This window comes from Nocardia sp. bgisy134, assembly GCF_057708325.1.
Genome location: NZ_JBYIRW010000003.1, coordinates 295,978 through 310,551 on the forward strand (window position 1 = coordinate 295,978; position 14,574 = coordinate 310,551).

The following is a 14,574-nucleotide window of genomic DNA, read 5'->3' on the forward strand; positions in this document are numbered from 1 at the left end:
ACCGCCTCCACAGGCCGCCCCGGGTGTCCGAACCCCGGGGCGGTCCTTGCGTTTTCAGGTCACCTCGGCGCGCCGGTCAGGTCAGCGCGATGTACTTCGTCGACAGATACTCCTCGATGCCCTCGATGCCGCCTTCGCGGCCGAACCCGGAGGCCTTCACGCCGCCGAACGGCGCGGCCGGATCGGAGATGACGCCGCGGTTGACGCCCACCATGCCCGACTCCAAGCCCTCGGCCACCCGCAGCGCGCGGTCCAGCGTCCGCGTGTACACGTAGGCGACCAAGCCGAACTCGGTGTCGTTGGCGGCGGCGAGGCCCTCCTCCTCGGTCTCGAAACCGACGATCGGCGCGACCGGGCCGAACACCTCCTCGCGCAGGATCCTGGCCTGCGGCGGCACGTCGCTGAGAACGGTGGCCGGGTAGAACCAGCCGGGACCGCCGGGCGCCTTGCCGCCGAGGCGAACCCGCGCGCCCGCCGCGACCGCGTCGTCGACGAGTTCGCTGACGGTGGTGAGCTGGTCCTCGTTGATCAGCGGGCCGAGAGTCGTCTCGGGGTCGGTGCCGGGGCCCATGGTGACCGAGTTCGTCATCGCCTCGGCGAATTTGGCGGTGAACTCGTCGAGCACTCCGTTCTGCACGTGGAACCGGTTGGCCGCGGTGCACGCCTCGCCGCCGTTGCGCAGTTTGGCCAGCATCGCGCCCTGCACCGCCGCGTCGATATCGGCGTCGTCGAACACCACGAACGGCGCGTTGCCGCCGAGTTCCATCGAGGTGCGCAGCAGACCGTGCGCGGACTGCTGCACGAGTTTCTTGCCGACCTCGGTGGACCCGGTGAAGGTGAGTTTGCGCAGTCGCGGGTCTTCCAGCAGCGGCCCGGTCACCGCGCTGGAACGGCTGGTCGTGATGACCGAGAGCACCCCGTCGGGCAGTCCGGCCTCGCGACACAGCTGGGCGAGCAGCAGCATCGTCAGAGGCGTCTCCGAGGCGGGCTTGACGATCATGGTGCAGCCGGCGGCCAGCGCGGGACCGATCTTGCGGGTGCCCATGGCCAGCGGGAAGTTCCACGGCGTGATGGCAAGGCACGGACCCACCGGCTGCTTGTGCACCATGATCCGGCCGGTGCCGGAGGGCGCGTGCAGGTAGCGCCCGTGCACGCGCACCGCCTCCTCGCTGAACCAGCGGAAGAACTCGGCGCCGTAGCGCACCTCGTTGCGGCTCTCCGGCAATGCCTTGCCCATTTCCAGAGTCATCAGCAGCGCGAATTCCTCGGCTCGCGCGGTGATCTGCTCGAACACCGCGCGCAGGATCTCGCCCCGCTCTCTGGCCGAGGTCGCGGCCCATTCGGCCTGCACGGCGGCCGCGGCGTCGAGCGCGCGCACCGCGTCCTGCGGGCTCGCGTCGGCGACCTCGATCAGCACCTCCCCGGTCGCGGGATTGTGCACCGGAAAGGTGGCGCCGCCCTCGGCGTCGACGGGCCCACCGATCCACAGCTGCGTCGGTACGGATTGGAGTAGTTCGCGTTCGGACACCATGTCGCCAGCCTAGGCCGCGGCCCGGCCCGCCATGCCGGACTCGAACCGGAAATCGACGCGACCCGAGATTGCCCGCCTCAGCCGTGCGTCGGTGCCGCACGGTGAGTACGCTCGGCGGACGTGAGCAGCGACATCACCGCATCGGCGGCATGGCGGAAACTGCACGATCACTACAGCGCCGTGGCCGAGCGACACCTACGAGAGATCTTCGCGGACGACCCCGACCGCGGTCGTGAGCTGACCGTCCAGGTGGGCGACCTGCACATCGATTACAGCAAGCACCGGGTCACCCGGGAAACCGTGCAGCTACTCGTCGAATTGGCGTTCGAGGCGGGGGTGGCCGAGCGGCGCGACGCCATGTTCGCCGGCGCGCACATCAACACCTCCGAGGACCGCGCGGTCGGCCACGTGGCCCTGCGCCTGCCCGCGGGCGAGTCGATGATCATCGACGGCGCCGACGCGGGCGCCGAGGTGCACGAAGTGCTGCGCCGAATGGGTGAGTTCACCGACGAGCTGCGCTCGGGCCGGTGGCGCGGCGCCACCGGCGAGCGGATCGCCACCGTGGTGAACATCGGCATCGGCGGCTCGGACCTGGGCCCGGTGATGGTGCACCAGGCGCTGCGCCACTACGCCGACGCGGGCATCGGCGCCCGCTTCGTCTCGAACGTCGACCCCGCCGATCTGGTCGCCGAGCTCACCGGCCTCGATCCGGCGACCACGCTGTTCATCGTTGCGTCCAAGACGTTCTCGACGCTCGAGACCCTGACCAACGCCACCGCCGCGCGCCGCTGGCTGGTGGCCGCGCTCGGCGAGGACGCGGTCGCCAAACATTTCGTCGCGGTCTCCACCAACGCCGAGCGGGTCGCCGAATTCGGCATCGACACCGCGAACATGTTCGGCTTCTGGGACTGGGTCGGCGGCCGCTATTCGGTGGACTCGGCCATCGGGCTTTCGGTGATGGCCACCATCGGCAAGGAGCGCTTCGCGGAATTCCTGGCCGGAATGCACGCCGTGGACGTGCATTTCGCGTCCGCGCCGCTGGAGGCGAACGCGCCGGTGCTGCTCGGCCTGCTCGGCGTGTGGTACTCGAATTTCTTCGGCGCGGAATCGCGCGCGGTGCTGCCGTATTCGAACGACCTGGCGCGTTTCCCCGCCTATTTGCAGCAGCTCACGATGGAGTCGAACGGGAAGTCGGTGCACGCCGACGGTACCCCGGTCACCACCTCCACGGGCGAGATCTTCTGGGGCGAGCCGGGCACCAACGGCCAGCACGCCTTCTATCAACTGCTGCACCAGGGCACCCGGCTGATTCCCGCCGACTTCATCGGATTCGCCCGTCCCACCAGCGATCTGGCGACCCGCGACGGCACCGGCAGCATGCACGACATCCTGATGAGCAACCTGTTCGCCCAGACCAAGGTGCTCGCCTTCGGCAAGACGGCCGAGGAGATCGCAGCCGAGGGCGCCGACCCGAAGGTGGTGCCGCACAAGGTGATGCCGGGCAACCGCCCGAGCACGACCATCCTCGCGCCGCAGCTGACGCCCTCGGTGGTCGGCCAGCTCATCGCGCTCTACGAGCACCAGGTTTTCGTGGAGGGCAGCATCTGGGGGATCGATAGCTTCGACCAGTGGGGCGTCGAGCTCGGCAAACAACAGGCGCTGGCGCTCGCTCCGCTGCTCACCGCCGCTGAAGACCCCGCACCGCAGGACGATTCGTCCACCGACGCGCTCATCCGCTGGTATCGCGCCAACCGCTGACCGGAGACGTTCAGCGCCCGTCCGGCAGGGGATCTTCGCCCTCACCGGAGGCCGGGCGGCCACCGGGTTCGGCCTCCGTGCCATCCGAGGCCGTGGCATCCGGAGTGCGCATCGCGGCCGCCTCCAGCCGCCGAGAGATACCGGTGGAGACGATGGCCAGCAAGCTGCCGATGACGACCAAGTCGAAGACGATTTGCACCATGGTGGCGATGCGCGCGGCCTGTCCGACGGCATGGACGTCGCCGTAGCCGACAGTGCCCAGCGTGACGACGGTGTAGTACAGCGCGTCCGTGCGGGTCGACAATCCCTCGAACTGCCCGGGGTAGTGCACCCCGAGCCGGTAGTAGAACAGCGCGAAGAACATCGCCACCACGCAGAGCAGCAGCAGAATGCCGTCCACTCGGCCGCCCGTCATGTTCGGCGCGCGCAGGTAGCGTTCGATGCGACGCACCGTCAGCCAGATGAGCCCGCCGACGCCCGCGAGGAACGCCGCGAAGCCGAGGATTCTGCCCGGCATGTCGACGTCCATGTCCCAGTCGATCGGGACACCGTAGTAGAACAGGAGCGCGCACAGCAGCGCGGCGGCGTTCCGCAGTACGTGCACGCTCCCCGAAACCCGCTGCGACTCCGTCATGGGTCAATGATCGGCGCGGGCCTGTGGTTGCGGCGTCACACGCGCCGGGTGATGCGAGATTCGCGGTGGAGCCGCGATCAGCCGACGACGAAGTACCGTCCGTCGAGCTCGCGCAGCACGAGGTCGGCGCGCTCTCGCGTCGCGCCGACGAGGTCCGCGTTGCGCAGGTCGCTCTCGTGCACCTTCGTCCTGGCGGCCTCGGCGCTGCGTCCGCCCCGCAGGTGCCGGTCGAGCAGCCGGTCCGCCAGCACGCCGCGGTCGGCGTCGAGATACCAGCATTCGTCGAGTTCCGCGCGGACGGCCGACCAGCCGTGCCCGGCGGAGTCGTCGAGCAGCAGGTAGTTGCCCTCGGCGACGGCGATCGACTGGTCGGTGAAGACGACGCCCGCCGGTGTCGGCTCGTCCGTGACGCGATCGAACGTCGGCCACGGCACCGGCGTGCCGCGCGGGGTGTCGCGCAGGCGGCGCAGGTTCGCGACGAACCCCGCGACGTCGAAGGTGTCCGGTTCGCCCTTGCGCGCCTGGCTACGCGCCGCGCGGAGCCGTTCGTTGGACAGGTGATAACCGTCCATCGGCGCGATCTCGGCCGCCGCGGCCGGGAACGCGTCGCGAAGCAGTACCGAGAGCGTGGATTTCCCCGCTCCGGGTGGTCCCGCGATGCCGAGCAGATACCGCCGCTCCGGACGTTCGGCCGCGCGACCCAGCACCCTGCGCACCAACCGGTGCAGCGGAATCTCGACCTCGCTCACCGCGGAGACACTACCGAGCGCCGATCATGCGACGAAGGCGCGTTCGATGATGGCGCCGGTGTCGACGCCGGTCGGCAAAGTCCCGAAGGCGATGCCCCAGTCGTCGCCGAGCCGGGTGTCGCAGAAGGCGTCGGCCACCGCGGGGTGACCGTGCCGAACCAGCTGCGCGCCCTGGAGGACCAGCGCCATCAGCTCCACGACGCGCCGGGCGCGGTACTCGATGTCGCTGAGATCGGCCAGTTCCTTGCCGACCTTGGCGATGGCGTCGTCCAGGCGCGGGTTCGCGCCCTTGGCCAGCGTCACCTCGTTGAAGAAAGCCTCGACGGTCTCCGGCTGACGGCCCATGGCGCGCAGCGCGTCCAGCGCGGCCACATTGCCCGAACCCTCCCAGATCGACATCAGCGGCGCCTCGCGGTAGAGCCGCGGCATTCCCGACTCCTCGGCGTATCCGTTGCCGCCCAAGCACTCCAGCGCCTCGGCGGCGTGCGACGGAGCCCGCTTGCACACCCAGTACTTGGTGACCGCGAGCGCGATCCGGCGCAGCGCGGCCTCGGCGGGATCACCGCTCGCCCGGTCCGTGGCGCCCGCGAGCCGCATCATCACGGTGGTCGCCGCGTCGGATTCGATCACCAGGTCGGCGAGCACGTTGCGCATGGCGGGCTGGTCGATCAGCTCGGCGCCGAACGCCGCTCGATGCCTGGCGTGGTGCACGGCGTAGACGGTGCTCGCCCGCATGTTGGTGGCGGAGCCGATCACGCAGTCCAGCCGGGTCATGTTCACCATCTCGATGATGGTCTTGACGCCAGCGCCTTCCGCCCCGACCAGCCAGCCGGTGGCGTTCTCGTACTCGATCTCCGAGGAGGCGTTGGACTTGTTGCCCAGCTTGTCCTTGAGCCGTTGGATGCGAATGGGATTGCGGGCGCCGTCCGGCAGCACCCGCGGCAACAGGAAGCAGGACAGGCCTCCCGGCGCCTGGGCCAGCGTCAGGAACATGTCCGACATCGGCGCGGAGGTGAACCACTTGTGCCCGACGACGCGGTAGCTGCCGTCCGGCTGCGGGGTCGCGGTGGTGGTGTTGGCCCGCACGTCGGAGCCGCCCTGCTTCTCCGTCATCGACATGCCCGCGATCAGCCCGGCCTTGGTGGACGGTTCGCGGAGCCCGAAATCGTAGGTGCGCGAGGCGAGCAGCGGCTCGTATCGGGCGGCCAGCTCGGGGTTGTGGCGCAGCGCGGGCACGACCGCGTAGGTCATGGAGATGGGACACATGTGGCCCGCCTCGGCCACGCCCCAGGTGTAGAACTTGGCGGCGCGGGCGGTGTGCGCGCCGGGCCGGTCGTCGGTCCACGCCGAGCCGTGCAGACCGTGCTCGACCGCCACCCGCATCAGATCGTGCCAGTGCGGGTGGAACTCGACCTCGTCGACGCGGTTGCCGTAGCGGTCGTGGGTGCGCAGCACCGGCGGGTACTCGTTGGCCAGCCTGCCCCACTCCTGCGCCGCGAAACCGCCCGCGAGCCTGCCGAGTTCGTGGACCTCGTCCTCGGCCCAGCCCGCGCCCTCGCGGTGCAGGCCCTCCAGCAGCGCCGGGTTACGCCCGGCGTCGAAGGGCACGATGTTCGGGACCTGGTTGAAGACCTCATGAGTCTGCATCGGACACTCCTGTTTTCTCGGCGCTCGCCCCCGGCCGCACGCCGAGCGCGCGGATCGCGAAGGCGACGAGTTGGGGGACGACGGATTCGGCGTGCGGCGCGGCGGCGAGCGGGCCGACCAGCACTTCACCGATGGCGCCGACCAGTGCGGCGGCGCTGGTGCGCGGGTCCTGCGCGGGCAGTTCGCCGTGCGCGACGCCGTCGGCCACCGCGGATTCGAACGCCTCGGCGAAGGCGCGGCGGAAGTGCAAGCGCTCGGCGTCGACCACGGTGTCCACCGGCTCGACGAGCAGCACGTAGGCGAGCTTGGGGTTCTTCATGGCGCGTCCGGCGAAGGTCTCCACGGCCGCGGTCACCCGTTCCACCGCGGTGCCCTTCTCGGCCGCCGCGGTGACGGCGGCGACCTCCCTGGCGACGACGGTGCGGAAAACCGCGGTCACCAGATTCGCCTTGCCGTCGAAGTGCTTGTACACGGTTCCGGTGGCCACTCCGGCACGGTTCGCGACCGCGGCCATCGACAGGCCGGCGAACCCGGCCTCGGAGAGGACCTTGGTCGCGGCCTGCACGATCAGCTGCTCCTGGGCGTCCAGGCGGGCCTGGACGGCAGGGGTCCTGCGGTACGCCACGGAAGAAGTGAATCACGAATTCACTTCTTCACACAAGGGCCGGGCCGTCGTATGGTCGAGAGCGTGAGCCAGCTAGGCAGCACCCCTCTCCGCGCGGGGAGGGACGGCGATACGGAGGGGCGACAGTGAGCGTTCGCGTCGAGAAGAACGGGCCCGTGACGACGGTGATCCTGCACCGGCCGCAGGCGCGCAACGCGGTCGACGGGCCGACCGCACAGGCGCTTGCCGACGCCTTCCGCGAGTTCGACGCCGACCCTACGGCGGCGGTCGCGGTGCTCTGGGGCGAGGGCGGGACCTTCTGCGCGGGCGCCGACCTGAAGGCGCTCGGGACGGAGCGGTCCAACCGCGCCGAGGAGGACGGCGACGGCCCGATGGGCCCGACCAGGATGACGCTGTCCAAGCCGGTGATCGCCGCGATCTCCGGTTACGCGGTGGCGGGCGGACTCGAGCTGGCGCTCTGGTGCGATCTGCGAGTCGCCGAGCAGGACAGCACCTTCGGCGTCTTCTGCCGGCGCTGGGGCGTGCCGCTGATCGACGGCGGCACGATACGGCTGCCGCGGATCATCGGCATGGGCCGCGCCATGGATCTGTCGCTGACCGGCCGAGCTGTCAGCGCGCCCGAGGCGTTGCAGATCGGGTTGGTGAACCGGGTCGTGCCCACCGGACAGGCGCGCGCCGCCGCCGAGGACCTGGCGGCCGAACTCGCCAGGCTGCCGCAGACCTGTCTGCGCTCGGACCGGATGTCGATGCTCGAGCAGGACGGCATGGACGAGGCCACGGCCCTGCGCAACGAATTCCGGCACGGACTCACCGCCCTGGCCGACGGCGCGCTCGCGGGCGCCCAACGGTTCGCCGCGGGCGCGGGGCGGCACGGAGCGTCCGGCTGAGGATGGACCGCCTCGGCGTCGTCGACGAGATCTTCCTGCGCACCCACCGCGGGCTCGGCACACCCATCGCCCTCCAAGGGCTGTGGCGCACCGTCGACCGTGTCGAACCCGCACTGCTGCATCGCATCCACGGCGCGCTGCGGCCAGGCCCCTTGGGCCGCAGGGTGATCCGTTCCCGCGTGCCCGGCGCGCGTCGCGCCTGGCAGCCGAACGTCCGGGCTCACCCTCTCGACTTCATGGAAAGCACGCTCCCCCTCGACGAATTACTGCCGTGGGCGGACACCCTGGGCGCGGGCCTCGACCCGGAATTCGGCCCGGCGTGGCGGCTCGCCGCCCGCTGGCTCGCCGACGGCGGATCGGTTGTGGCGCTGACCTGTTCGCATGCGCTGGCCGATGCGCGCGGACTGGTGCACGCGGTGGATGCCGCGCTGCGCGAGGTGGTCGACGGAGCGGCTGCCGCTCATGCCGTGTCGGCCGATGCGGGGCGTCCCGAGGCCGAAGTCGAAGCGGGTGACGCACGGTCGCGCTGCGCTCGGGAGTCCGAGTGGGCGGACGCGTTTCGTCAATGGTCGACCGTGGTGGGTGGCACGATCCGTGCTCTGCGCCATGGCATTCCGGAACGGCCCGCACCCGAGGAACCCGTGCGCGCGGGCGCGGACGAACTGCGCGTGCACGGTGCGGTCGTACAGTTCCGCGCCGACGAATGGGACCGGGTGGCCGGAGAACAGGGCGGCACCGCGAACAGTCTGTTCATCCACCTGGTCGCGACACTGTTGTGGGACATCGGCTTTCCCCTTCCTGCCATCGCGGCGAGCCTCCCCGTCGACACCCGCGACGAGCCGCGCGTGGACAACGACCTCGCGATGACCGAGATCGTCGTCGATCGCGCCGACACCCCCGCGACGCTGCGCAAGAAGGCCCGCGCCGCGTACGAGCACCGGATGTCCAGCCCCGGCGGCATGCCCGAGCAACTGCTCCAGGTGATCCCCGACCGCTGGGCCCACGCCCTCGCCAAGGGCGCGGGCGAGCGAGACATCTTGTGCTCCAACATCGGAACTCTCCCCGACTCGCTGCGCACCATCGGCGGCCACCCCTGCGTCGGCGTTGCCGCCCGCGCCATCCACCCCGGCCTCACCGCCGCCCGTCTTCCGCGCACCCGCTTGTCCGGCTACCTGTGCCGCAGCGGTGACGGCTACATCCTGTCCCTGATCGGACTCGACCCCGGCATCGAATCCGGCTCGGCCCTGGCCGAACTCGCCGTCCATGCCGCCTCCCGCCTCGGGCTCGACGGCCACCCGTGGTGATCTGCCCGAGGCCGCGCATCACCCCACGGGCAGCCCGTCCAACAACGCACGCAGACTCCAGGCGAACTGCTCGGAACCTATCCATTGCGCCATGAGGTCGCGACTCTCGTGGGTGTGCGGCCAGCGCTCGGCGGGAATCTCCGCCAGAGCGGCGCGGCGTTGCGCGATGCGCTCGGATTCGGGCGGCAGCGGCGGGCGGCCGTCGGTCTCGGCGACCTCCATCGCGATCGCACCGATCACCTGGACCATGACGGCGTAGGCGGCGCGCGCTCGGTGGTCCGGGGACAGGCCGCCCCTGGCGAGGCAGGCCAGCAGGGCTTCGCCTACGTCGCGGGCGGCGGGGCCGTCCATGGGCGCGGTCATCATCAGCGCCGCGACCGCCGGGTGTTCCAGCACGCGACGGCGCAGCTCGACGGCGAATTCGACAATGGCCGAACGCCATTCGACGTCGGCATCGGCGAGCACCGTCAACGGCACCGAGCCGAGCACCCGCTCGATCACCGCGCGCTCGAGGTCGGCGCGGCTGGCGACGTAGGTGTAGACGGCGTTCGGGTTCACCCCGAGCCGCCCCGCGACCGCCCGGATCGAGACCGCCGCCGCGCCTCCCTCGTCGAGCAGCAGCAATGCGGTGTCCACCACCTGCGCCTCGGTGAAGGAGCGGCGCTCGGGACGGATTCTGCGTTCCCCCTGGGGCATTGACTTCGCTGCGGACACGCGCTTGACTGTACCGCGTACAGCTAGCTGTACTCCGTACAGCCAGAATGGAGTGAAACCGTGTCCACCAGGCCCTGGCCGACCATTGCCCTGCTCGTCGCCGCCCCCGTCGCCCTGAATGTCGCTTTCCTCGGACTGGGCGCCGTCTTCGACTACCCCGATGTGTTGCAACAGCCCGCCCCCGACGTGCTCGAACTGTTCCGGGCGAACCGATTCGCGGTGATCACCTGGTTCGCCGTCCTCGCCGCGGCGGCACTCGCGCTCGCCCCGCTCGCGATCCGAATCGGCCGACTCGACAACTCGCCGATCATGCGCCGCGCCGTCCACCTCGGGGTCGCGGCCGCCGCAGTCCAGGCGATCGGGCTCTTGCGCTGGCCCCTGCTCGTCCCGGTATTGGCCGACCGCGCCGCCGCGGAAGGGCCCGGCTCCTCCGCGGTGCGCACCTTCGAACTGCTCGGCTCGATCCTGGGCACCGCGCTCGGCGAAACCCTCGGCTATCTGCTGACCGCCGCGTGGATCACCCTGGTCTGCCTCGCTTTACGGCAGACCTTCCCGCTCTGGTTCACGACGCTCGGCTACGCCTGCGCCGCCTCGATCGCGCTGGGCGTCCTCATCCCGCTCGACCTGCCCTACGTGGACACCGCCAACTTCCTCGGCTACATCCTGTGGAGCGCGTGGCTACTCCTCTTCGCGGCGCTGCTCACCGCCCGCCCGCAACCCGCCGAAGCCCCCGCCTGAATCCAGGCCCCGCGCACAGCTCGAATTCCTCACCGCGCCAATGAAACCCCCAACGCACTCCGCTCCAGCACATCGGCGGGAACCCCGATCCCGTCCGCCAGGTCCGGCGAATCGATCGGCGCGTCCCACACCTGACGCAGCGGCAGCACGCCCGCCCAGGTCGGGCTGTCGGCATCGGTCGGATCGTCCAGCGGCCCGCCCGCGCGGACCTTGACCGACGCCTCGGTCAGGTCGAGCGCCAGCACCATGGTGGCGGCGAGTTCCTTCTTGTTCGGCGGGCGCACGCGGTGCCACGCACCGGGGGCGGCGTGCTCGACGATCACCCGCAGGGCCAGCGTGCGCGCGTCGGGGTCGGTCAGTTCGACCGCCCGGCCGTGCACGACCGCCGAGCGGTAGTTCATCGAGAAGTGCATGGCGGAGCGGGCGTAGACGACGCCGTCGACGTGCGTGACCGCGACGGAGATGTCACCGGCCAGAGCCGCGCGCATGCTGCCCGAACCGGTCGATCCGTGCAGGTAGAGGGTGTCGCCGTCGCGACCGTACGCGGTCGGCAGCACCACGGGGCTGCCGCCGAGGACGACGCCGACGTGACAGATCAGACCGGCGTCGAGCACGGCGTCCAGTTCGGCGCGGTCGCTGCGGCCGCGTTCTTTCGACCGCGTCAGCGTGCTGCGCGGGGTCGGGGACAAGGGCGGGCGGGCGCTGGTCGAGTGCGTCATGAGACAAGCGTCCGGCACGAAGTGGCATTCTTGAATAGCCAATTCATTCCGATTCTCGCAGTCCAATCCGAGGTGCCCGGTGCTCGACGACCTACCTCTCGCGCTCGATCGAGACGCGCCCGAACCGCTGTCGGTGCAGGTGGCCGATGGCCTGCGCGCCGCGGCCACCTCGGGCCTGCTGCGCACCGCGGACCGGCTGCCGTCCTCGCGGGCGCTGGCGCGGCGACTCGGCGTCAGCCGGACCGTGATCGCCGCGGCCTACGACCAGCTGCACGCCGAAGGCTGGCTCGAGGGCAAACGAGGATCGGGCACCTACCTCACCACCGCGCCCGCCGCCGCCCCCGTGCCACACCACGTCGCCGTCGACCCGGATCTCGCAGGCCTCGGCTACGACCTCGTCCCCGGCGCGCCCTGCATCGAGGCCATGGACCGACCGGCGTGGCGTCGCGCCTGGCGGGCCGCCTCCGACCAACCACCGGTCATCCGCAAGGACCGCGCGGGCGAACCGGAATATCGCGTGGCCGTCGCCGAACACCTGCTACGCCACCGGGGTCTGAGCGCGGGCAGCGACACCGTCGTGCTCGTCACGGCCGGAACCAGTTCCGCGGTGGGCGAACTCGCCGCCGCCCTGCTGCGGCCCGGCGATACCGTCGCCATAGAGGATCCCGGCTACCAGAGGGCGGCGGGAGCCTTTCTGGCTGCGGGCATCCGAGTACTTCCGGTGCCCGTCGATGCCGAGGGGCTGCGCGTCGACGACCTGCCTCCGAACGTCGAGGCGGTGTATTGCACACCGGCGCATCAGTTTCCGCTCGGCGCGCGAATGCCCGCAGCTCGTCGCGTGCAGCTCGTCGAATTCGCCCGGCGCAGAGGCATATTCGTGATCGAAGACGACTACGACGGCGAATTGCGCTACGACACCGCCCCGCTGCCGCTGCTCGCCGCGATGGCGCCCGATGTGATCGTGCACCTCGGCACGACAAGCAAGATCCTCTCGCCGGTGCTCGGCGTCGGGTGGCTGGTCGCGGCGCCGTGGATCGCCGCGGCGGTGCTCGCGCATCGCGATCGCACCGGCACCTCGCCGAGCCCGGCGGGCCAGCGCGTCCTCGCCGAACTCGCCGCGCACGGCGACCTGGCCAGGCACCTGCGCAGGCTGCGGCGCGCGCTCCCGCCCCGCCGGGAACTGGTCGTCACGGAGTTGCGCCGCCGCGGGTTGACTGTGGTCGGCGACGACGCGGGCTCGCACGTCGTGGTGCCGCTGCCGACGGCGGAGGCCGAACAGCGCGCGGTCGACGCGGCCGCCGCGCGCGGCGTCGTCCTGGACGGGCTGGCCCGGCATCACCTCTTCTCCCAGCACGACACGGGATCGCCGCCGCCGAGCAGCTTCGGCATCGCGCTCGGTTACGCGGCACCGAGCTCGCGCGACCTGCACGCGGCCGTCCCGATCGCCGCCGAGTGCCTCGCGGAAGTGGCCGCCGGGCAACCGTCACGACCCTCGACTTCGCCGACCCGGTCGTAGCATGGTCGGTGACCGCACCCGGTCGCTGCACGCCCTGCCGTATACCTCCGAGTATCGAAGTGGTGACTCATGACCGAACAGGACATCCTGGAACGCATCAAGCAACTGGTCGACGACGAGCACAGGCTGCGCTCGAAGGCGACCTCCGGCGAGGTGGACCCGGTGACCGAACGGCAGCGGCTGGCCGAGCTGGAAGTGATGCTCGACCAGTGCTGGGATCTGCTTCGGCAGCGCAGGGCCAGGATCTACGCGGGCGCCTCCCCCGACGACGCGCAGGTCAGCCCGCCGCGCCAGGTCGAGGGCTACCTGCAGTGAGCTCCGATCCGGCCGCCGAGTACGACGTCATCGTGATCGGCGGCGGACCCGCAGGGGAGAACGCCGCCGCCTACGCCATCGCGGGCAGCGACCGCACCGCCGCGATCGTCGAGCGCGAATTGCTCGGCGGCGAATGCTCGTACTGGGCCTGTATGCCGAGCAAAGCGCTGCTGCGCCCCGGACATCTGCTCGCCGCCGCCCGCGCCCTCCCCGGCATCGACGCGAAGGGCTTGGACGTCGAGGCCGTGCTCGCCCGCCGCGACCGGATCGTGCACGACCACGACGACAGCGGCCAAGCCGAGTGGGCCGAGCAGAGCGGCATCGAAGTGATCCGCGGTTCAGGGCGACTCGCCGGAGAACGTCTGGTCGAGGTCGACGGCCGTACGCTGCGGGCCAGGCACGCGGTGGTGCTCGCGACCGGAACCCGGGCTCGTGTCCCCGACGTACCCGGCCTGCGCGACGCTCTCCCGTGGACCTCCCGCGACGCGACCAACCTGCACGAGGTCCCGCAGCGCGCGGTCGTCGTCGGCGGCGGTGTGGTGGCCTGCGAATCGGCGACCTGGCTCGCCACGCTCGGCGCCGAGGTGACCATGCTGGTGCGCGGCAAGGCGCTGCTCGGCAACGCCGAGCCGTTCGCGCGAGAGCGGGTCGCGAGCGCGCTCGCCGATTCGGGCGTGCGGGTGCTGTTCGAGACCGAACCGGAGAGCGTCACGCGCGCGGAGCCGAAGGACACCGGCGAGGGCCGGATCCACGGCGGCGCCGTCACCGTGCGGACGCGCGGCGGGCACACCGAATCGATCGAGGCCGACGAGATCGTCGTCGCGGCCGGGCGCGGACCCGCGACCGCCGAACTCGGGCTCGCCGCCGTCGGATTGGCGGACGACTACGTGGAGGTCGACGATCACCTGTCCGCGCGCGAAGTCCCCGGCGACTGGCTGTACGCGGTGGGCGACGTGAATCACGGTCCCGCACTGACGCATATGGGCAAGTACCAGGCCAGGATCTGCGGCGACGTGATCGCCGCGCGCGCCGAGGGCCGCCCGCTCACCGGAGCGCGCTATGCCGCGACCGCCGACCACGAGCAGGTCCCGCAGGTGGTCTTCACCAGCCCCGAGGTGGCCTCGGTCGGCCTCACCGAGGCGGCGGCCCGCCGCGCGGGCTACGACGTCGACACCGTGGAGATCGATATCGCGGTCGCCGGTTCGTCGCTCGCCCGCGAGAACTATTCCGGCCGAGCCAAGATCGTCATCGACACCGCCGCCGACACCCTGCTCGGGGCGACCTTCGTCGCACCGGAGATCGGCGAGCTGCTGCACGCCGCCACCATCGCGGTGGTCGGCAAGGTCCCGCTCGACACCCTGTGGCACGCCGTGCCCGCCTATCCGACGGTCAGCGAGATCTGGTTACGCCTGTTGGAGGCCCGCCGCGCATAGCTAC

The 14,574-nt window shown here is 71.0% G+C and carries 14 protein-coding genes; 7 read left to right on the forward strand and 7 right to left on the reverse strand.

Annotation, left to right across the window (positions count from 1 at the left end; all coding sequences use genetic code 11):
- Window positions 1-76: 76 nt before the first annotated feature.
- Window positions 77-1,531, reverse strand: coding sequence for an NAD-dependent succinate-semialdehyde dehydrogenase (locus tag AC3ERS_RS08075; RefSeq protein ID WP_431965062.1), 1,455 nt, complete (start codon window positions 1,529-1,531; stop codon window positions 77-79).
- 120 nt (window positions 1,532-1,651) lie between these two features.
- Between AC3ERS_RS08075 and pgi the strand changes: the two genes are divergently transcribed.
- The gene (gene pgi, locus AC3ERS_RS08080; RefSeq protein ID WP_431965064.1) at window positions 1,652-3,289 is read left to right on the forward strand and encodes a glucose-6-phosphate isomerase; all 1,638 of its coding nucleotides are present in this window, start codon (window positions 1,652-1,654) and stop codon (window positions 3,287-3,289) included.
- Between the two features lie 10 nt (window positions 3,290-3,299).
- Here pgi and AC3ERS_RS08085 read toward each other — a convergent pair whose 3' ends face one another.
- The 4 genes from AC3ERS_RS08085 to AC3ERS_RS08100 form a co-directional block, all read right to left on the reverse strand.
- A complete protein-coding gene (locus AC3ERS_RS08085) occupies window positions 3,300-3,923 on the reverse strand; it encodes a potassium channel family protein (protein ID WP_431965066.1) in 624 nt (207 codons plus the stop codon).
- Between the two features lie 77 nt (window positions 3,924-4,000).
- Window positions 4,001-4,672 carry a nucleoside/nucleotide kinase family protein gene (locus tag AC3ERS_RS08090; RefSeq protein WP_431965068.1) on the reverse strand — a complete coding sequence of 224 codons (672 nt, stop codon included), beginning with the start codon at window positions 4,670-4,672 and terminating at the stop codon, window positions 4,001-4,003.
- Window positions 4,673-4,696: 24 nt separating this feature from the next.
- Window positions 4,697-6,319 (reverse strand): acyl-CoA dehydrogenase family protein, encoded by a 1,623-nt coding sequence (locus tag AC3ERS_RS08095; RefSeq protein ID WP_431965070.1) that lies wholly within the window; start codon window positions 6,317-6,319, stop codon window positions 4,697-4,699.
- Window positions 6,306-6,944 carry a TetR/AcrR family transcriptional regulator gene (locus AC3ERS_RS08100; protein WP_431965072.1) on the reverse strand — a complete coding sequence of 213 codons (639 nt, stop codon included), beginning with the start codon at window positions 6,942-6,944 and terminating at the stop codon, window positions 6,306-6,308. Before AC3ERS_RS08100 ends, AC3ERS_RS08095 begins: the two co-directional genes overlap by 14 nt.
- Before the next feature lie 125 nt (window positions 6,945-7,069).
- On the opposite strand from AC3ERS_RS08100, the gene AC3ERS_RS08105 reads away from it, so the two are divergent.
- Together AC3ERS_RS08105 and AC3ERS_RS08110 are read left to right on the forward strand one after the other, a co-directional pair.
- Window positions 7,070-7,831, forward strand: a complete 762-nt coding sequence (locus AC3ERS_RS08105; protein WP_431965074.1) for a crotonase/enoyl-CoA hydratase family protein — start codon at window positions 7,070-7,072, stop codon at window positions 7,829-7,831.
- A 2-nt stretch (window positions 7,832-7,833) separates the two neighbouring features.
- A complete protein-coding gene (locus AC3ERS_RS08110; RefSeq protein ID WP_431965076.1) occupies window positions 7,834-9,135 on the forward strand; it encodes a hypothetical protein in 1,302 nt (433 codons plus the stop codon).
- A gap of 18 nt (window positions 9,136-9,153) precedes the next feature.
- Here AC3ERS_RS08110 and AC3ERS_RS08115 read toward each other — a convergent pair whose 3' ends face one another.
- Window positions 9,154-9,849, reverse strand: a complete 696-nt coding sequence (locus tag AC3ERS_RS08115) for a TetR/AcrR family transcriptional regulator (RefSeq protein ID WP_431965078.1) — start codon at window positions 9,847-9,849, stop codon at window positions 9,154-9,156.
- Between the two features lie 60 nt (window positions 9,850-9,909).
- Here AC3ERS_RS08115 and AC3ERS_RS08120 point away from each other — a divergent pair, with 60 nt between their 5' ends.
- Window positions 9,910-10,587 carry a DUF4386 family protein gene (locus AC3ERS_RS08120; RefSeq protein WP_431965080.1) on the forward strand — a complete coding sequence of 226 codons (678 nt, stop codon included), beginning with the start codon at window positions 9,910-9,912 and terminating at the stop codon, window positions 10,585-10,587.
- Window positions 10,588-10,616: 29 nt separating this feature from the next.
- Here AC3ERS_RS08120 and AC3ERS_RS08125 read toward each other — a convergent pair whose 3' ends face one another.
- Window positions 10,617-11,306, reverse strand: coding sequence for a pyridoxamine 5'-phosphate oxidase family protein (locus AC3ERS_RS08125; protein ID WP_431965082.1), 690 nt, complete (start codon window positions 11,304-11,306; stop codon window positions 10,617-10,619).
- Window positions 11,307-11,385: 79 nt separating this feature from the next.
- On the opposite strand from AC3ERS_RS08125, the gene pdxR reads away from it, so the two are divergent.
- From pdxR to AC3ERS_RS08140, 3 genes are all read left to right on the forward strand, one after another.
- Window positions 11,386-12,822, forward strand: coding sequence for a MocR-like pyridoxine biosynthesis transcription factor PdxR (gene pdxR, locus AC3ERS_RS08130; protein WP_431965084.1), 1,437 nt, complete (start codon window positions 11,386-11,388; stop codon window positions 12,820-12,822).
- 69 nt (window positions 12,823-12,891) lie between these two features.
- The gene (locus AC3ERS_RS08135; RefSeq protein ID WP_431965086.1) at window positions 12,892-13,137 is read left to right on the forward strand and encodes a DUF2630 family protein; all 246 of its coding nucleotides are present in this window, start codon (window positions 12,892-12,894) and stop codon (window positions 13,135-13,137) included.
- Window positions 13,134-14,570, forward strand: coding sequence for a dihydrolipoyl dehydrogenase family protein (locus AC3ERS_RS08140; protein ID WP_431965088.1), 1,437 nt, complete (start codon window positions 13,134-13,136; stop codon window positions 14,568-14,570). Before AC3ERS_RS08135 ends, AC3ERS_RS08140 begins: the two co-directional genes overlap by 4 nt.
- Window positions 14,571-14,574 lie beyond the last annotated feature (4 nt).

What these genes read in the sequence shown, in the direction of transcription:
- AC3ERS_RS08135 (WP_431965086.1), top strand. Translation starts at nt 12,892, where the DNA reads ATGACCGAACAGGACATCCTGGAACGCATCAAGCAACTGGTCGACGAC.
- AC3ERS_RS08085 (WP_431965066.1), bottom strand. Translation starts at nt 3,923, where the DNA reads ATGACGGAGTCGCAGCGGGTTTCGGGGAGCGTGCACGTACTGCGGAAC.
- AC3ERS_RS08110 (WP_431965076.1), top strand. Translation starts at nt 7,834, where the DNA reads ATGGACCGCCTCGGCGTCGTCGACGAGATCTTCCTGCGCACCCACCGC.
- AC3ERS_RS08075 (WP_431965062.1), bottom strand. Translation starts at nt 1,531, where the DNA reads ATGGTGTCCGAACGCGAACTACTCCAATCCGTACCGACGCAGCTGTGG.
- AC3ERS_RS08125 (WP_431965082.1), bottom strand. Translation starts at nt 11,306, where the DNA reads ATGACGCACTCGACCAGCGCCCGCCCGCCCTTGTCCCCGACCCCGCGC.
- AC3ERS_RS08095 (WP_431965070.1), bottom strand. Translation starts at nt 6,319, where the DNA reads ATGCAGACTCATGAGGTCTTCAACCAGGTCCCGAACATCGTGCCCTTC.